Genomic DNA, 17,982 nt, shown 5'->3' on the forward strand with positions numbered 1-17,982 from the left:
AAAGTGCAATTACTTTTTGGGAAGTTTGCCCTAGTAAACAAATTTAAATGAATAAAAATAGAACTTTAGGCGAATTTATAATTGAAAATCAGAAACACTACCAAGCGACATCTGGAGAGTTTTCTCGATTGTTAAGTGCAATAAAATTAGCAGCAAAAATAGTAAGTCATAAAATTAATAAAGCGGGCTTAATCGATATCGTTGGGTATTCAGGAAGCACGAATATTCAAGGGGAAGATCAGCAAAAACTAGACATTTATACCAATGATGTATTTATAAATGCCATTACGAATAGAGAGGTTGTTTGCGGAGTGGTATCTGAAGAAAATGACGATTTTATTATTTTAAATGACAATGCTTTGCACAATAAGTATGTTGTTTTAATAGATCCTCTTGATGGCTCTTCTAATATTGATGTAAACGTACCGGTTGGCACAATTTTCTCAATCTACAAAAGAGTTACCCCAATAGGAACACCTGTTAAAAAAGAAGACTTTTTACAAAAAGGAAACAAACAGGTAGCTGCGGGATATATTATTTATGGAACTTCAACAATGCTTGTGTTTACGACTGGAAATGGTGTAAACGGGTTTACTTTAAATCCTGCGATCGGCTCCTTTTACCTTTCACATTCCGATATTAAAATTCCATCAAATGGAAATATATATTCAGTGAATGAAGGCAATTATTACCATTTTCCTCAAGGGATAAAAGAGTATCTAAAATATTGTCAGGAAGTGAAAGCGGGTGTTGCTTATACCGCTCGATACATTGGGTCCATGGTTGCAGATTTTCATAGGAATATGATTAAAGGTGGCATTTATATGTATCCAAATTGCAATGCGAACTATCAAGGAAAATTGCGGTTGTTATACGAGTGCAATCCAATTGCTTTTATTACAGAACAAGCTGGTGGAAAAGCAATTAGTGGACTTCAAAGAGTTTTGGATATGCAACCTTTAGAGATTCATGAACGCAGTCCTTTTTACTGTGGAAGTATAAAAATGGTTGAAAAATTGGAATCGTTTTTATAAAAGTAGGGCATAATAAAAGGGATCTGTTAAATTTTTAGTGTAAATACCGTTTTTCAGTGTACAGAACAACTTGTTGCTCTATGAGAACCTGCGGGAATCTAAGACATCCAAAGAGATATAGAAACGTGTATCAAGTGGTATTCGATAAAAAAGAAGGGGTCCATTGTATTGAATTCGCGGTCTACTATCCGCTAAATATTCAGCGTTTGTTTATGTATTGCGCAACGTCCACAAGTCACTCTTTTTTAATGAACTACGCTCTAATATTTTTTCTATGCTATCCCGATAAGATACGATCCGCTGTTGTAACGAAGAACTCGTTTTTATTTTAAGCGCATTCTCTCTATAGGATCCATAAAGGATACTGTCTTGGTTCTTCTTTTTTTTATTGGCAATTGTTGGCGCAATAGCCACTTGAACCTCGTTATTTTAATAGACAAATTCCAACTTAATTAAGGAGCTCTCTGTTACGTGAACATCCGAAAATAGGCTTGACACTTTTGTTTTAAATGCAGTCGCATCCTTTGATTTTGAAAGGGACATTCTTTTAAAGCTACCCTAGGTAAAGAATCAATGACTCTATTTTTGCTATTTGGTTTTATGAATGCTTTTATTTCTCACTTAATATACTCTTTAGATTGTTGTTGTTTATTTTAGTTTTTAAACCAAGCTCGGATTGTAAATTTAATAAACTTAAAGATGTTGCCAAACCCGGCTTTAAAACCGTTATTGTAAATTAATGACTGTGTTCTGTTGTGCCTTTTAACATTTCTGATGAAAGGGTATATGCGCCTTTTGTCACCACTTTTACATCCTTTGTAATGTTAAATGGAAGACTGATTTCTATAAATCCTAAATCAGTAATACCGATATTTATGGGTATCATTTTAAACTTCATTTTATTTTTGTCTTCTTTACCCTCCTCGTCTAATATGAAAATAAAAGATTGTTCGCCGTCTTTAATGATCGCATCCTCAGGAACTGCAAATACCATTTTTTGGTCCTGAACAATTCTTCCCTCCACATACATTCCGGGAAGCAATTCTTTATCCTCGTTATGAACATCAGCGTGGACATGTAACGCTTTTGGAGCATTTTCAAAGGTTTTACCAATCGCGTGGATCTTTGCCTTTAAGAGTTTGTTTGGTTTGGCTGCAACCGTAAAATAAATTTCTTGCCCTTCCTTCACCTTTCGGATGTCTTTTTCGTACACTTTAAAATCTGCGTGAATTTCCGAATTATCGCTTATCGTGAACATTTTGTTCTGGGGAGCTACGTAATCGCCAAGGCTCACCATAACTTCGTCTACATAGCCGCTTATCGGCGTTGTAATTGGGATTGCTGAAAAAATTTGTCCTTGTAAAACCGCTTTGATATTTAATCCTAACAATTTTAATTTCGACCTTAAACCGTTTACAGTAGCGCTGGTAGCGCGAAACTTAGATTGTGCCATTTGAAAATCCTTTCCAGAAGAAACGCCTTTATCATACAGCGTTTTTTTACGCTCAAAGTCTTGTTTTAAAAAGATGAGTGCGTTGTTTTTTTCCTGATATTCCTGTTGCATGGTTATGATATTTGGATGTTCCAAATACGCCAATATTTGGTCTTTGTTTACCTTATCACCTTCGATAACGTGAATAGAACGCACATTACCACCCACAAAAGGGCTAATATTTGCTCTGTCTTGCGGAAATAGTTCCAACTGACCAGTAACTTTTATGGAATTGCCTAAACTCTTTTTTTCCAAAGAATTTATTTCAAGACCAATTGTTTCAGCTTGTTCTCTCGTAAGTTCAACAACGCCTACTTTTCCTGCATCTTGTCTTTGTTCCCCTTCTTCCATTTTCTTAGAAGTTTCAATTTTTTCATTATTGCCTGAATTGGAATCTACTTTATGATTGCAGCCAAAAAGCAAAAAGGGTATTGATACCAGACTTATTATAGTGATGTGTTTCATTTCTTTTTTATTTAAGATTATAGAGTGCCCAATTGATATTGTAGTTCAATGGTCTGTTGGTTGTATTGATTGATATATTGTAAATGCGTCTGCTTTATCCTGATGGCACTGTTGAGAATCGTTATGTAGTTTACATAATCTATTTCACCTTCCTTAGATGCCAATTGTGCGGTGGTTATTTGTTCCTCCGCTAAAAGCAATGCCCCTTCTTCGTAATACTTTAATGTCTTCTTCGTTTTCTCAAGGGATTTGAGTAGTTGAGAAATAGTACTTTCTGTAATTGCTTCTTGCTCTAAATATTGGTTTTCTGCGATCATTACACTTGCTTTGGCGGCTTTTACCCTTGATTTTTGTGGGAAAAACCATAACGGAATTTGAATTCCTGCTTGATAGCTATTAAATCCTGAAACATTAGCGACCACTTGCCGTCCGTACGAGAGACTGAATTTTGGTAAAAACTTCGATTTTTCGACACTCACATTGGCTTTGCTGACTGCTACGCTTTGAAGGGAATATTGTAGAATTGGATTATTTGCCACAGAAGTAGCATCCATCAATCTGTTTAAATTCATCGGCTTGTATAAAACGGAAACAGTTTCAATGGGTTCATCTGTTCCTAAATATTGCGTTAAGGCGCGTTTGGCAATTTCAATATCATCAGAAGCTTGTTGTCGAAACACCTGAACTTTTTGGTATTCCGAAGAAGCGGAAATGAATTCTAACTTGCCTGTTTCTCCAGTGTTATATCGCAGCTGTGCCGCTGTTTTAAAATTTGCATACACATTATCTAGTTGCTCTGCAAAAAGCAATTGCGCCTTGTTGTAATTTATTTGCTCATAGGCCAGCATCACGTTCCTCACTAATTGCTGCGCATTCACCGCATAGAATTTTTCACCCAAAGCCACTCGTTGTTTGTAGAATTTAGATTTTGAAAAACCTGAAAGCAAATCGATATTCCCTTGCTGCACCCCAACAGTGGTCTGCACTCCAGGAATGTTATTGCTATATTCATCTTTTCCTGTAAAAACCTTTGTGTTTCCCATGTCGAAACTTGTGCCTTCCATAGCTCTTTCACGTGCTATAAAAGCTTGGCTTTCTTTAAGGGACGGGTAATTTTGCTTTGCCATTGCAATGGCATCTGCCAACGTAATGGTATTTGGAATTGCCCTGTCTTTATTTATTTCTTGTGCAAAACTACTTGTAGAGGTAAACGCAACACCGAACAACAAGAGTATGGTAATTACTATATTATTTTTATTGAGGTAGTTTTCGTCGCCACCATTCCCTTTGTTATTTTTTCGTGCTTCGAGCCAATAATAAAGAACCGGAAGAACAACCAAGGTTAGAAAGGTTGCTGTAAGCAAGCCACCAATGATCACAGTTGCCAATGGTCGTTGTACTTCAGCGCCTCCCGAGGTAGAAATTGCCATTGGAATAAAGCCCATGACGGCTGCAGTGGCGGTTAGCAAAATTGGACGCAAACGCTCGTGCGTACCTTCGTAGATGCGTTTTTTTAAATTTGTCATTCCACTTTCTTTTAGTTCGTTGAATTTGTTTATCAGTACTAGCCCGTTCAATACCGCAACGCCAAATAAAACGATAAAACCAACGCCAGCAGAAATACTGAAAGGCATACCGCGAATCCAGAGTGCAAATACGCCGCCAATAGCTGCCAATGGTACCGCCATATAAATCATGATGGATTGTGAAATTGATCTCAACGCAAAGTAGAGTAGTATAAAGATTAAAAATAACGCGATCGGTACTACAATCATTAAACGGTCTGTAGCTCGTTGTAAATTTTCAAAAGATCCGCCGTAGGTTAAGTAATAGCCAGATGGTAATTGAACTTCGGTTTCTAGTTTTTGTTGAATTTCTTCCACCATCGTTTTTACATCCCGACCACGAACATTGACACCTATAGAAACACGACGGTACGTATTGTCCCTTGAAATTTGCATTGGGCCAGGTTTATAGCTGATGTCTGCCACCTCTTTTAAAGGCACTTGATTGCCACTAGGCAGGTCAATATAGAGGTTTTTAAGGCTGTTAATGTCCGTTCTAAATTCCTTGGCCAAACGGATAACTACATCAAACCGTTTTTCACCTTCAAAAATTACACTGGCCGTTTCGCCTGCAAATGCTGCACTTACATAATGGTTCAATTCGTCAACAGTTACGCCATACTGTGCCATTTTTGCACGGTTGTACACCACGGTCATTTGTGGCAAACCACGAGTCGCTTCCACATTGAGGTCTGCAGCTCCTGGAACAGTTCTAATAACATCAGCGATCTCTTGAATCTTTTTTGCCAGAACTTCTAAATCCTCGCCATATAGTTTTATGGCAACATCTTCTCGAACACCGGTTAATAATTCATTGAATCGAAGTTCTACGGGTTGCGTAAACACAAAATTGACACCTGAAATTACAGAAATTTTCTCTTGAATTTTTTCGATGAGTTCCTCCTTACTATCTGCTGAAGTCCATTTACTTTTATCTTTTTCTAGAATTATATAGCTGTCGGCAATATCCATCGGCATGGGGTCTGTTGGAATTTCAGCGACACCAATTCTTGACACCATTGTTTTTACCTCGGGAAATTGATTTACGATGTTCTGTAGTTTTTTGGAAGCCTCAATCGATTCGGTAAGACTACTACCTGGTTTAATCAAAGCTTGCATTGCGATATCACCTTCATCAAATTTTGGAATAAATTCGCCTCCCATTGTGGTAAAAATGAAACTTGCAATCAGTAATAAAGCTACCGCACTGCTAATGGCAGCTGCTTTAAAACGAAGTGCAAAATTTAACAGCGGCACATATGCACGATTTAGGCCGCTCATAATTTTATCGCTGAATCTGTCAATCTTATTTTCAAATTTGGCAAACCAGTTATTTTGGTTTTTAGCGGGTTTTAAAAAAAGTGCCGAAATCATTGGGACATAGGTAAGGCAAAGGATAATAGCACCTAAAACGGCAAAACCAAATGTAAACGCCATGGGGCGGAACATTTTTCCTTCAATCCCTGTCAAGAAAAGAATGGGTGTGAAAACGATTAGAATGATCAATTGTCCGAAAAAGGCAGAATTCATCATTTTACTTGCGGCATCATACGCGATTGCATCCATTTCCGCTTGGTCAATTATTGATGTGGTTTTACGCATCCGCTGATGAATCTGGAATACCATTCCTTCCACGATGATTACCGCACCATCTACAATGATTCCAAAGTCAATTGCACCCAAGGACATGAGGTTTGCCCAAACGCCAAATTGTTTCATTAAAATAAAAGCAAATAGCAATGATAATGGGATTACGGAGGCCGTGATCAAGCCACCACGGAAACTTCCTAAAAGAAGTACCAACACAAAAATTACGATGAGTGACCCTTCAATAAGGTTTTTCTCGACGGTACTTGTGGTTCTGTCAATGAGATCGCTTCGGCTTAAAAAGGGTGCTATATAAACGCCTTTCGGCAATGACTTTTGAATTTCTTTGATGCGTATTTCTACATTCTTAATTACTTCGCTTGGGCTTTCTCCTTTCAGCATTAATATTTGCCCCCCAACGGATTCGTGCCCATCTTGAGTGAAAGCACCATACCGTACTTGACTGGCATATCCTACTTTTTCTGCCACATCTCTAATTAATATGGGACTTCCGTTTTGCGATGTTACCCATATATTTTCCAAATCTTCTAAACTGCGCGCCAGTCCTTCGCCTCTTATAAAATTAGCTTGATGGTTTTTTTCGATATAAGCACCGCCAGTATTCGCATTATTTACTTTTAGAGCCTCAAAAACCTGATTGATAGTAATGCCAAAACTTTTGAGTTTGTCAGGGTTTATTGCTACTTCGTATTGTTTCACATATCCGCCAAATGCGTTGACTTCAACAACGCCAGGTACTAAAGCCATTTGGCGTTTTACCAACCAATCTTGTATTGTACGAAGTTCCATTGCATCGTATTTATCTCCATAGCCCTCCTTTACTTTTAGCGTGTATTGATAAATTTCACCCAATCCTGTAGTAATAGGGGCCATAAATGGTTTGCCAAATCCTTGGGGAATTTCTTCGCTGACTTCTCTAAGTTTTTCTTGTACCAGCTGGCGCGGAAGATAGGTTCCAGATGCATCTTTAAAAACGATTGTTACTACGGATAGCCCAAAACGGGAAACGGAACGCAGCTCGACAACGTCTGGTAAATTTGCCATTGCTAGCTCCACTGGATAGGTTACAAATTGTTCAATATCTTCTGTTCCTAAATTAGGGGCAACCGTAATTACTTGTACTTGATTATTGGTTATATCGGGCACAGAACCCAATTTTATAGTGGCCATAGCGTAGACACCTGTGCCGATAAGCGCCACAATAAATAGGCCAATAATAAATTTATTTTTTATGGAAAATGAAATGATTTTATCAATCATATAAAATGTATTAATTCAATTAAACGTCGCGAAAATATCTCAAATTTTTGGGACTAATCGCAGATATAAGGGACCCGTGAATGGTCACAATAGGATAGCATTATCCTAAAATTTAAATTGAGTTATATTCTGGGAGGTTGTAAAATAGAAGTAGAAAAGCTTTTTTCTGAAACGATTAAATAGAAAAAATCTTCAGTAGAAATATAGGACATAGCAAGCTGTGTGTCCTCGAATTGGAAATAGGTAGCACTAATATGGCAACATTGGCAAATACAAAAAGGTGAACACAAATCTAACCATTGATGTTGGCCTCCGATATCTTGTGAAAATTCAGTTTTAACATTAATATCATGCGCATCATAATCCACACAAGGTGCTAAATTAAGTGCAAAAATGTAGATTGATAATATAAATGCGAACGATTTCATTGTTGCAAAGGTAAGAATTTATTTGTGCAATGTTGTTGTAAAAACAGTTCTTGGTTTTGAGGGTTTGTGCGATTGGAAAAAATGAAAGTGCTTTTATGTGGTTGGCTTTTTGATGGTCTTTATTTAAAGTTGGGATCTATGTTTAACGTGCAGCGAAGGTTTTGGGACCGTATTTGTTGCTGTGGTAAAGTAGTTGTTCTTTGCAGCTGTAAAATGCTGCAGTACAATTAAGACGAAAAATTTATAAGCTGTTGTGTTAAAAAAGAGCGTGTCCTATTTTAGACTGCAAATGTTGTTTTGATATGCTTGGTTGTATCGCAGAAGGGTTGCGCTTATAACGGAATATTGGTCTTGCCATTTTTTAATAAAAAAGCAATAAGAACCCCGGCAACTGCACCAAAAAGATGTCCTTCCCAGGAGATATAACTTCTTACAGATGGGAATATTCCCCAAAGTAAGCCACCATAGACTGCGCCCACAGCTATTGATATAAAAATTGGAATGTATTTTTTCTCTAGTATTCCATTCACAACGAGAAAAGCGACAAGCCCATATATAAGTCCGCTAGCACCAATATGATTTGCATTTCTCCCAAAAATCCAAACAAGTAGTCCGCCTGTGATGGTAATGAATAAAAAGACAGCGACTGTTTTTGTGGGGTAAACGGTATTTAGTATTATTAGCAGTGTAATTAAAGGAACTGTGTTGGATAGTAAGTGGCGAATTCCACTATGTAAAAAAGGTGCAGTAAAAATGCCGATAAGTCCATGTGTGGTCCGAGGAACAATTCCAAATTTTGCAATGGGAATAAAAAGGCCAATAAAATAAACAGCATAGAGTAGCACTACTAGTTGAAGGATGTATTTATGTTGAATCATATTTTAAAGATTTTTTCCACAGGTTGGACAACATTCTTTGTTTTTCACTTTTTTACCTTTTTTTGATTTCTTTTCAGCCTGAATTTTTTCAATGAAAGCGGAACTAATGATTCCCGTTGGAAGTGCAACAAAGCCAATTCCTATCAAAGCAATAATACCACTTAAAATTTTACCCAAAGCGGTCACAGGATATACATCTCCGTACCCTACTGTAGTTAAAGTTGCAACCGCCCACCAGACCGCATCTCCGATACTTGCAAATTTTTCTGGTTGTGCATCATGTTCTATATAATACATAAGGGTAGAGGATAAGATCATCAATACAAAAGTTACAAATACGGTGATAGACAGTTCCGCTTTTGTTTCTCTAAAAATGTATTGTATTGTTTTTAATGATTTGGAATACCGACTAAGTTTGAAAATTCGAAGTAGCCTAAATAAACGAAGAATTCGGACAATTCTCAAATCGAAAGGAAAAATAAAAGGCAGATAAAATGGAATAATTGCAATTAAATCAATAATTCCTAAAGTAGAAAAGGCAAAATTTAGCCGTTCTTTTTTGTCTTCTTTCGTTTTGTCTGAAACCCAAATTCGAAGGAGATATTCTATCGTAAAGATGGCTACTGAAAAGATTTCGAAGGAATAAAAGAAGAGACCATAATTGTCGTTTAATTCTTTATATGATTCAAGAATTAAAGTCAGTACATTTAAAACAATAAGGGCGTAAATAAATTTTATAAAATATTTGTTATCATTGATAAAAACCCTTACTTTTTTTTTCATGCTGTATGTTTTATGCGATACTTATATTCTTTTGTGCGTTTACTTTAAGCACAAACAAGTCTCGTTTTGCTTTATTACAGCTACTAAGCTCTACATAGCTTTTACTACTTTCAGGAAAGGTGTGAATTGCTAAATGACTTTCGCCTAAAAGCCAAAAACAGGTATATCCTTGTTCCGTAAAATGGTGCTCATTAAAAAGTACAATGGTAAAGTCAACTTCTGTTAAAAAACGTTCAAAAGTCTCCCGTAGTTCTTGTGGCTCCGTGCAGTCAGTCCAAAATTTATGGCTGTATATGTGTGCTTCTGTATGTTTATAAATAGTGCTCATAATTAATATAAATCCCAATTGCCGTCTAAATAATACTGGTAAAGAACAGGGTTGTGAATTTTGTTTATTTCAAGGCTATCGGCTGGTTTATAGAACTCTTTTCCAAAGGAGGTCATCAATTGCATGGCCTCTGTATTGATCCATTTGGTTTCAATATTTTTAAAGTCGATCTTTTGTAATTTGTATTTTAATTTCTGTGCATTTACACCCTGGCTTTTAGTGCCAATAATCCATCCCCACTCGCCCATAGATAATACTTGGTTGTGAAGCTTTACTGTTTTGAAACCGGCAGATTGCATGGTTTTATTGATACAATTATAGGCTTTAGTTGCAAAGTACGGGCTTCCTGCTTGCGTAATTATTAGTCCATTAGGTCTTAATTTACGCTTGCAGAGAGAATAGAATTCGTGGGAATAAAGTCTCCCCAACTCAATGCTTCTGGGGTCTGGTAAATCGGCAATTATAATATCATAAAATTCACTGTTATTTTGTTCGAGGTGAATGTATGCGTCTTTATTAAAAATTTCTAGTTTGTCGTTGTGCATACTTCCTTTATTAATGTCAATTAAAACAGGGTGGTTGCGGCCTAAATCTGTCATTTTTGGATCGAGGTCTACCATGTCTATTTTTTCAACACTCGGGTATTTTAAAAGTTCTCTTACGGCACAGCCATCACCACCCCCAAGAATTAGTATGCGTTGTGGTTTTGGATGTAATTGCATGATCGGATGCACTAGTGGCTCATGATACATTTTTTCATCAATAGAGCAAAATTGTAAGTTTCCGTTCAAATACAGCCAGTGCTCGTTTTTCCATTCGGTCAATACAATTTTTTGATATTCAGTTTGTTCTGAATAGACCACTTTGTCCTTATATTTTTTTTGTTCTCCCCATTCAATAATAGGTTCTGTAAAGGAAATCCCGGTAATTAAAGCGGCAAAAACTACAAACAATATAGCCTGTAATTTAAGGGTACTGCGTTTGTTGATTTTATCTTTAAAGCGATAAAATACAATTAAGGCTACTAAAAAATTAATAATACCCAATACAAAGGGAGTATATGCTAATCCGAGCATCGGCAATCCAATAAAGGCGAAAAATACGCCACCTATTAGACTGCCGTAATAATCTTTTTCTAAAATGGAAGAAATATTACTTTTCAGGTCTTCATACTCCTTATTTATCCGAACGACTAAAGGAATTTCTAGTCCTATTAGCAATCCAATAATCATACTTAAAGAGTAAATTACAATGCCGTAGTATTCACTTATAGAAGCTAAAGTATATACCAAAACGGAAGAAAAGGCAACAATTAATGAAAGTGTAGTTTCTAAAATTAAAAAATTTTGAATTAAATTTTTTGTAATTAATTTGCTCAGTCTGCTCCCTAATCCCATGCAGAACAACATTAAGGAAACAATCATCGTCCATTGAAAAATTGAATTTCCAATAAAATAGGTTGCTAAAGTAGATAAGGTGTACTCCGCCACAATTCCTGCAAAGCCGGTTGCAAAAATAGCCAATTTTAAAATAAATGAATTGTTTTTTAAATACTCCATGTAATCAATATTGCGGCGGCAACGTAAGCAAAAGCCTCGATCAATCCAGCACCAACATTTGGTTTCTCTTGGTTTATAATTTCATCGGTAAGTTTTCTGCCAGGCAATAAGATCTTGTCCGCAAAAAGGCGTATTATCGGCAATAATATGCATCCTAATACTGTCTGTATACTGATGTCTACAAGTGTAGTGGTCCAGTTTACAAAAGGGTCTAAAATGGCATTCATAGTAATAATACCAATGGCAAGTATGGCGCCGGCAAAGCTGATTCCCGCTGCAACATTGTCATTTTCTATTTCGGTATGAATATCATAACGGATCCAAGAAGTAAAGATTTTTGAAGCGATAATCAGTACAAAATTTCCAATGATCCAGTAGATCAAGAAGGTTGATATTCCATTTAAAAGTGTTGCTGATTCACCGATTAAAGCACCGTATAAAATAAGTCCATTTGCAATATAGATGGCAGCTTCTATAATGCCAGACCCTTCATTTTTATCTGTGATAATTTCTTTCTTTAAATCAAATTTTGTTAGAATTAGTTGATTGCTTATCCATGCTGCGATTAGTAATAGTGCAATTCCAAGGATTCCATACACAAAAATAAGCATGATATCTGTCGCAAAATCATAGCTTTCACCCACAATTGTTCCTCCAATAACAATGATTAAAGCGGTAAAGTATCCGACATAAGAAAGAATGAATGCAAAGTTATCTTTTTCAACTAATTCTTGTTGAACGTTGATTTTTGGATGCAGCAATTTATAAGCAAATTTTCCAATAATAAAAATAATCAAACCACTTACGGTATATCCTAGAGAATGAGATAAATCTATAATATTTATATATTTTTCCATGTTTTGTGCGCGTTTACTGCTTGTTATTTACCAAATCCTCCACTACGTGAGCGAGAAGAGCTTGAGTTGCTGTACCTGTTGCTATTTCTTGAAGTCTGCCTTGTACTGTTATAGCTTCTACTAGAGCTATATCCTTGCGATTTTAATGCCGAAGAGCTTCTTTTGACATTGCTTCTTACATTGTCTTTAAAGGTTTGGGGTTTTGAATTCCAACTAGCATTGGAGTTTTTATAGGTGGAAGTTCCAAAGGTATTCGTCCTTCCATAATAATTGCTTCTTCCGTAGTGGTTTGTTCTGTAGTAGTTGTAGTCATTTCTATAGTATCTATGGCTAGAACCGTAGAAAAGAGAACTCATAAAGCGGTATTGAACGTAATACACCCAAAAAGAAGTACCGTTACTTTGTTGCTGCCAATTGCCATACTTTGAGTTTCCTACATAACTGTTATAGCCTGCAGGCGTTGCTTTTTTGTCAAGAACACCATTTTTCTTCGATAAAACGGTCATTCCAAGATCCTTTTGGTGTTCTTCAAAAGTGATGGCTGATACATTTTCCCAGTTTGTTAGTTTAATAGTAAAATCATCCTCTAAAGACGCAGTTGTATTTGTTTTTTCTTCAAGGATAATTTTATACTTGTGTAAATACTTGTTCGTGTCTTTATTGAAATCCATATCTGCGAGAACAACACTATAATTTTGTGTATTCATATACATCATGGCGATCTGATCTAAAGGAGTCTTTATATATTTTCTAGGTTCTTGACCGCATGCGTTTAGCAATAGGAGAGCACTTAAAATAAGGAGTGTTTTGAAAATTTTCATGAATATGAATTTAAGGTCAAATTTAAAGTTTTTAGCACTAATAATTGTCTCCTTTCGGTAATATATTAGAAATAGAAAGTTCATCAATGATAATTCCTTTTGTTACTTCGAACTCTTCTTCCCCATACTGCTCGATACAGAGTGTTTTTTCTTCTTCCTCATCCAAATAATCAAAGGAAACTAATTCCTCCCAGTTGGCTGCATCTATTTCTTTACAATAGCCAGGTGATTTTTCATCCAAGTAATATTTTACACCCTCATATTTTATTTTTTTTGGAGGTTTTTGGTGTGCATCAATATAGTCACAGACCTCTTCCCCAAGTTTTCTTAGTTTTACTTTTTCAGATAAAGTAACTACCAAGCCACCGTCGTCTTCAATGTTTAAAAACTTCTCAGTTGCACCATTTTTGATTACAAACTCCCTGGTAAAATAATTCTCTCCCCAATCATACTCGAACAATGCCGAAACGGTCCATGTTTCAATTGCATATTCAAAGAGATATCCTTTCCCTAAATCTCTAATGGTAATATTAGTAGGGTCAAAGTGTCTTTCCTTTTCTTTTTTTTTAAAAATATCAAATATACCCATGTGTAGTTTTATGATTTTATTGTGGAAGAATGCTTCTTCTAAATTATTTGCAGTGACTCTTTAGTAGCAGGAAAGCGCTTCTTTTATTAAAGAAGCGCTTTTTGGTATTGTAAAGATGCTGAAGTGCATTTGAATTACATGCCCATTTGTTTCTTGAGTGCATCAAGGTCACTTTCTGCACTTGCAGATGTGTTGTCTAAAACGCGGTCAAGTTCCTCATCAACACTTTTTGATTCGTTGGCAATATTTCCATAGGCATCTGCGAGGGCTTCTTCTTGACTCACTTTTTCTCTCATTTTTTCTAGCATATTAACCGTGCTAGAGCTATCAATTGCTGCCATTTGCTTGTTCAAATTCTTAGTAGCGTTAGAAACTTTTACACGCGCTTTTAGCGTTTTCAATTCATTTTCCCACTTACTAACATTGTTCTTTAAACTGTTTACATTGGTTTCTAATTGAGAAACGGATTTAGAGAATTTTTCTATTTCCACACCACAGCGTTTTGAGTGCTCTGTGTTTTCCTCTTTCTTTACCAGAGCTTCTCTTGCCAAACGATCTCCGTCTTCTGCTGATATGCTTTTCTTTTGAGTTTTTTGTAGGATCAGCATTGCTTTATTTTGATAATCTTTTGCTTTGTTATCAAATTGCGTTTTATCGTTTTGAGAACGAATCAACATTGCTTTTACTTGCGCAAGCCCTTCTAAAGCGTCTGTCAAGTCATTTTTCATGTCTCGGATGCCTTGTTCGGTCATCTTTATTGGATCTTCCATTTTATCTATTGCAGAATGTGCCTCAGATTTCCCTACATTAAATAGTCTTCTAAATATACTCATGATGTTTTGTTTTTATTTTGTTTTTATGATTTTGAAAATTGAATGATATTTTCAGAATACTCACTTAGTAATAAACTTAAAGAATTTATAGATCCCTCTAGCTCGTTTAAATCAATGTTTTCAATTTGTAAAGTGTCTCTAAAGATTACTTTTTCTCCAGATTCATCGAGTACAAATGCACCGTGAACAATGTCTCTATTTTTTTGTAATAACTGCTGAAAGATCGTTTCACTTGGATTAGAAATTTTAAAAATATATTGTTCCATAACTAAAATAGGACTTGCAATTCCTAAGATTAAATTGCTGATTCCCTTGTCATAATCTTGAATTACCAGTACGCCTTCTTCTTCGTTTTCGTGGGTAATATTATAATTTAATTCAATCAGGTAATTTTTAATAGTTTTAAATTCTTCTTTCATGTATTTTTAGTTTTTAACTGGAAATGTTTTAACGATGCGCGCTTCGATTTTTTTCTTTTACGATGTTTATATTTCAAATATAGTTAATATTTATTATATTGCAAATAAAATTAGCAAATTATGTCCTTTTTTGGGAAAAATATTAAGAAAATAAGAGTGATTAAGGGCCTTAGTCAGCAGGTCTTTGCAGAGTTGTTTTCGTTGAAAAGAGCGACGTTAGGAGCTTATGAAGAGGGCAGAAGCGAGCCGAAGATTGACACCCTTATAAAAGTTGCTAATTATTTTAGCATTAGTATTGATGATTTCCTGACAAAAGAAATTACTGTAAACCAATTACTGCGTTTTAATGAGGGGATAACCACGGATATAAACCAAATAGTGAAGGCCTCCTTCAAAGAAATTCCTTTTGTAAATTCGCTGAACAGTGCATTCTTTGTAGACAATTTTAAGAGGTCTCAGAGTTACAATTCATTGCCAACAATTAGAGTGCCTGTCGAGGGAGATTTAGATTTTTTAGCGTTTATGGTTAAGGATTTATTTCGGGTGTCTGATGAAGAAGGTTTGTTCCCTAATGACGTAGTGATTGGAGAAAGTAAAAATATTGATGCTCTTTTTGCGGGTGATGTTGTAATTGCTTTGGTCGATGATGCTTTGCTGATTAGAAGATTTACGATCTCAGATAAAGGGGACACAGCATTAACAGGTCAGTCGCCATCACTTGATATTCCAATAGCAGCTGCTACTTATTTTTGGAAAGTATCTTTTGTGTTTTTAAAGCGATATCCAAAGTTTACATCAGAGTTAGCCATTAAAATAAATGAATTGGATACAAAGTTAACACAGCTCTTGTTAAAATAGTTTTTAGAAATACCTTACTAAAAGTATCTCAGCTTGTTTACAACAGCTTGCAATCAAAAGAGACTGCAGTACACCGAACTTAAGAAAAGAATGTGTAGAAACTTAGGGGCATTTAAAACACTGTTGTTTTTCAAAATATCAAGTTATCCTTACCAACGATCTCTGTCTAATCGGCTATATTAAATTGTTTCTGCAATATGATCTGGAGAAATAGCTGTAATATTTAGCAAGTCTGAAATGGTTAGTGAAACGTTCAAAATTTGGGTATTGGCTCCTGCAGATCGGTTCAGTTTTCCATCGTAGTTTTTAAAAGCGTTTTCCCTTTTTGAGATAATTTGCAGAATTCTCGAAGCTGTTAAACGTTCATTTGCGCATGGTAAAACACCTTTTCAATCTTTAATTTTTAATTTCTTTAATCCAGTAACTAGAGAAATCAATTCTTGTTGATTGTTAAATTCTATTTTCAGATCTCTATAGTGTTTCGTAGTGAATATTACCTGACGTTTAGTGTAAGAAAATTAGGGCGGTTTATTAGCACTTCCGTTTCGGTTTATTACTTAGATAAATATATATATTAGTTTTATATTTTCTACTGTACACGCTGAATTTTATATTTAGCGGGCTTTGTAAATAAACACAGATTTTTCGGTTAAGCGCAAATTCCCTATGTTTTATAAATTGTTAGCAAAAGTTCTTATTCCGTCTGTGTTTTTATCCACTTTGTAATTTCTGCTAATACAATTGGTGAAAATGTTTGTTCAATAGTTGCGTATTCATTTGGTGAACCCGTTTTACACTCTTGAAATAAATGATTTAGATTTGGGAATTCTTTTGTGGTTACATTTAAATTCCCCCCTTTTGTCAAAGCGTTTTTTATTGCAGATAAATTCTCTTTTGAAGGCACTTGTAAATCTTTTTTTCCATTAATAGCTAAAACAGGACATGTTACTTGCTCTAGTGTTGTGACCGGATTATATTTCATAAAGTACACCATCCAAGGACTTGATATTTGATTTACTTGCATTGAAACAAATTCTTCCTTTTTCATTCCATTTGGAATTTCAGTATTTGGTTCATTTTTAAGTAATTCATTTAATTTATCCGTTAAATCTGCTTTTAACTTTGAATTATCATTTGAATTAACGACTATTTCAAATAATTTTCTATTTGTCTGAACAGATTCTTTTATATCCGTTTCTAAAACGCCATTGGCTTTTGCAATTAGTTCTTGTTGTAGTAATAACAATGTATCTCCTTGAATTCCTGTACCTGCCAATAATACAATAAAACTAACATCTTTCGATTTTGAAGCAACTATGGGTGCAATTAAGCCACCTTCACTATGTCCAATGAGACCAATTTTATTTTTCTTAATTTCCTTTCTTGTTTTTAAGTATGCAATAGCACTTTCAACATCAGTTGCAAAGTCGGCAGAAGTTGCAGTTTTAAAATCTCCTGTTGATTGTCCAACTCCTCTGTCATCATATCGTAAAACTGCAATTTTATTTTTCGTTAAATAGTCTGAAATTATTAAAAATGGTTTGTGCCCTAATAGTTCTTCATCTCTATTTTGTGGTCCACTTCCAGTAATTAAAATTACGACTGGAAAAATTCCGTCCTTCTCTGGTAAAGTCAATGTTCCCGATAATGAAACATTAGCTTTCGAATTTTTAAATACTACATTTTCTGAATAATATGCATATGGTTTTATCGGTTCTTGAGGTCGCTTCACAATTTCTTTCTTGATTGTTTCTCTTGACAGATTCATAGGGAATTCTTGACCTCCTTGTTTAAAAGTTCCAATAATTTTATCCTCACTTAATTCCCCGTCATATTCAATTCTCGCGTTAGTTACTTCAAATTTAATTTTCTGATTTTTAAATGTTGTATTTGTAACAGGAATACCTTTTGCACCTTGATCTGGACTGTCCATTGTTGCGCTATAGCCATTGTCAGTTTGCGCAATATTAAATACAACTCTTAATTGTGTTCCTTGGACTTTTAAAACACCGTTCCATCGTCCTGTGATGTCTTGAGCTGTTGATGTAAGTGTGGCTAGTAATGTAACCAATAAGATTATAAAATTTTTCATATTAATTCTCTCTGTTTACTTTTCTAATTTTTGCTAACGTGTTTGTGCAGGATTAGTTGCTGGATTGATTAGTGAAGTTAATAAATATATCACAGATAGAAAGACTGCGAGGA

15 protein-coding genes are annotated in these 17,982 nt (G+C 35.3%); 2 read left to right on the forward strand and 13 right to left on the reverse strand.

Features of this window, described 5'->3' with window-relative positions; translation table 11 throughout:
- The first annotated feature begins 47 nt into the window (after positions 1 to 47).
- On the forward strand, positions 48 to 1,034 hold the full coding sequence (gene fbp, locus PI23P_RS07685) for a class 1 fructose-bisphosphatase (protein WP_004570212.1): 987 nt from the start codon (positions 48 to 50) through the stop codon (positions 1,032 to 1,034).
- 736 nt (positions 1,035 to 1,770) lie between these two features.
- On the opposite strand, the gene PI23P_RS07690 is transcribed toward fbp, so the two are convergent.
- From PI23P_RS07690 to PI23P_RS07745, 12 genes are all read right to left on the reverse strand, one after another.
- Positions 1,771 to 2,991, reverse strand: coding sequence for an efflux RND transporter periplasmic adaptor subunit (locus tag PI23P_RS07690; protein ID WP_004570213.1), 1,221 nt, complete (start codon positions 2,989 to 2,991; stop codon positions 1,771 to 1,773).
- Between the two features lie 17 nt (positions 2,992 to 3,008).
- Positions 3,009 to 7,424: a CusA/CzcA family heavy metal efflux RND transporter gene (locus PI23P_RS07695; RefSeq protein ID WP_004570214.1), complete on the reverse strand. Its 4,416-nt coding sequence runs from the start codon at positions 7,422 to 7,424 to the stop codon at positions 3,009 to 3,011.
- A 122-nt stretch (positions 7,425 to 7,546) separates the two neighbouring features.
- A complete protein-coding gene (locus tag PI23P_RS12900; protein ID WP_004570215.1) occupies positions 7,547 to 7,852 on the reverse strand; it encodes a DUF6660 family protein in 306 nt (101 codons plus the stop codon).
- 332 nt (positions 7,853 to 8,184) lie between these two features.
- Complete coding sequence (locus tag PI23P_RS07705) at positions 8,185 to 8,730, reverse strand: rhomboid family intramembrane serine protease (protein WP_004570216.1); 546 nt, start codon at positions 8,728 to 8,730, stop codon at positions 8,185 to 8,187.
- A 3-nt stretch (positions 8,731 to 8,733) separates the two neighbouring features.
- Positions 8,734 to 9,513 (reverse strand): ion transporter, encoded by a 780-nt coding sequence (locus PI23P_RS07710; protein WP_004570217.1) that lies wholly within the window; start codon positions 9,511 to 9,513, stop codon positions 8,734 to 8,736.
- 10 nt (positions 9,514 to 9,523) lie between these two features.
- Positions 9,524 to 9,841, reverse strand: coding sequence for an S-adenosylmethionine decarboxylase (locus PI23P_RS07715; RefSeq protein WP_238299996.1), 318 nt, complete (start codon positions 9,839 to 9,841; stop codon positions 9,524 to 9,526).
- 2 nt (positions 9,842 to 9,843) lie between these two features.
- Positions 9,844 to 11,400, reverse strand: coding sequence for a polyamine aminopropyltransferase (locus PI23P_RS07720; protein ID WP_004570219.1), 1,557 nt, complete (start codon positions 11,398 to 11,400; stop codon positions 9,844 to 9,846).
- A complete protein-coding gene (locus PI23P_RS07725; protein WP_004570220.1) occupies positions 11,388 to 12,257 on the reverse strand; it encodes a DUF350 domain-containing protein in 870 nt (289 codons plus the stop codon). The genes PI23P_RS07720 and PI23P_RS07725 overlap by 13 nt, the downstream gene beginning before the upstream one ends.
- Before the next feature lie 23 nt (positions 12,258 to 12,280).
- Positions 12,281 to 13,078, reverse strand: coding sequence for a hypothetical protein (locus tag PI23P_RS07730; RefSeq protein WP_004570221.1), 798 nt, complete (start codon positions 13,076 to 13,078; stop codon positions 12,281 to 12,283).
- Positions 13,079 to 13,115: 37 nt separating this feature from the next.
- Positions 13,116 to 13,667 carry a DUF4178 domain-containing protein gene (locus tag PI23P_RS07735; protein WP_004570222.1) on the reverse strand — a complete coding sequence of 184 codons (552 nt, stop codon included), beginning with the start codon at positions 13,665 to 13,667 and terminating at the stop codon, positions 13,116 to 13,118.
- A 134-nt stretch (positions 13,668 to 13,801) separates the two neighbouring features.
- Positions 13,802 to 14,500, reverse strand: a complete 699-nt coding sequence (locus PI23P_RS07740) for a PspA/IM30 family protein (RefSeq protein WP_004570223.1) — start codon at positions 14,498 to 14,500, stop codon at positions 13,802 to 13,804.
- A gap of 23 nt (positions 14,501 to 14,523) precedes the next feature.
- Complete coding sequence (locus PI23P_RS07745; RefSeq protein WP_004570224.1) at positions 14,524 to 14,919, reverse strand: CesT family type III secretion system chaperone; 396 nt, start codon at positions 14,917 to 14,919, stop codon at positions 14,524 to 14,526.
- Between the two features lie 120 nt (positions 14,920 to 15,039).
- Here PI23P_RS07745 and PI23P_RS07750 point away from each other — a divergent pair, with 120 nt between their 5' ends.
- Positions 15,040 to 15,777, forward strand: coding sequence for a helix-turn-helix domain-containing protein (locus PI23P_RS07750; protein WP_004570225.1), 738 nt, complete (start codon positions 15,040 to 15,042; stop codon positions 15,775 to 15,777).
- A 694-nt stretch (positions 15,778 to 16,471) separates the two neighbouring features.
- Here PI23P_RS07750 and PI23P_RS07755 read toward each other — a convergent pair.
- Positions 16,472 to 17,869 carry an alpha/beta hydrolase family protein gene (locus PI23P_RS07755; protein WP_004570226.1) on the reverse strand — a complete coding sequence of 466 codons (1,398 nt, stop codon included), beginning with the start codon at positions 17,867 to 17,869 and terminating at the stop codon, positions 16,472 to 16,474.
- Positions 17,870 to 17,982: the final 113 nt, after the last annotated feature.

The organism is Polaribacter irgensii 23-P, from assembly GCF_000153225.1.
In the GTDB taxonomy this organism is placed as follows: Bacteria; Bacteroidota; Bacteroidia; order Flavobacteriales; family Flavobacteriaceae; genus Polaribacter; species Polaribacter irgensii.

Excerpts from the sequence above, each read along its gene's own strand:
- PI23P_RS07730 (WP_004570221.1), bottom strand. The coding sequence starts at position 13,078 with ATGAAAATTTTCAAAACACTCCTTATTTTAAGTGCTCTCCTATTGCTA.
- PI23P_RS07705 (WP_004570216.1), bottom strand. The coding sequence starts at position 8,730 with ATGATTCAACATAAATACATCCTTCAACTAGTAGTGCTACTCTATGCT.
- fbp (WP_004570212.1), top strand. The coding sequence starts at position 48 with ATGAATAAAAATAGAACTTTAGGCGAATTTATAATTGAAAATCAGAAA.
- PI23P_RS07710 (WP_004570217.1), bottom strand. The coding sequence starts at position 9,513 with ATGAAAAAAAAAGTAAGGGTTTTTATCAATGATAACAAATATTTTATA.
- PI23P_RS07715 (WP_238299996.1), bottom strand. The coding sequence starts at position 9,841 with ATGAGCACTATTTATAAACATACAGAAGCACACATATACAGCCATAAA.
- PI23P_RS07740 (WP_004570223.1), bottom strand. The coding sequence starts at position 14,500 with ATGAGTATATTTAGAAGACTATTTAATGTAGGGAAATCTGAGGCACAT.
- PI23P_RS07690 (WP_004570213.1), bottom strand. The coding sequence starts at position 2,991 with ATGAAACACATCACTATAATAAGTCTGGTATCAATACCCTTTTTGCTT.
- PI23P_RS07735 (WP_004570222.1), bottom strand. The coding sequence starts at position 13,667 with ATGGGTATATTTGATATTTTTAAAAAAAAAGAAAAGGAAAGACACTTT.
- PI23P_RS07725 (WP_004570220.1), bottom strand. The coding sequence starts at position 12,257 with ATGGAAAAATATATAAATATTATAGATTTATCTCATTCTCTAGGATAT.
- PI23P_RS07745 (WP_004570224.1), bottom strand. The coding sequence starts at position 14,919 with ATGAAAGAAGAATTTAAAACTATTAAAAATTACCTGATTGAATTAAAT.
- PI23P_RS07755 (WP_004570226.1), bottom strand. The coding sequence starts at position 17,869 with ATGAAAAATTTTATAATCTTATTGGTTACATTACTAGCCACACTTACA.
- PI23P_RS07750 (WP_004570225.1), top strand. The coding sequence starts at position 15,040 with ATGTCCTTTTTTGGGAAAAATATTAAGAAAATAAGAGTGATTAAGGGC.
- PI23P_RS12900 (WP_004570215.1), bottom strand. The coding sequence starts at position 7,852 with ATGAAATCGTTCGCATTTATATTATCAATCTACATTTTTGCACTTAAT.
- PI23P_RS07720 (WP_004570219.1), bottom strand. The coding sequence starts at position 11,400 with ATGGAGTATTTAAAAAACAATTCATTTATTTTAAAATTGGCTATTTTT.
- PI23P_RS07695 (WP_004570214.1), bottom strand. The coding sequence starts at position 7,424 with ATGATTGATAAAATCATTTCATTTTCCATAAAAAATAAATTTATTATT.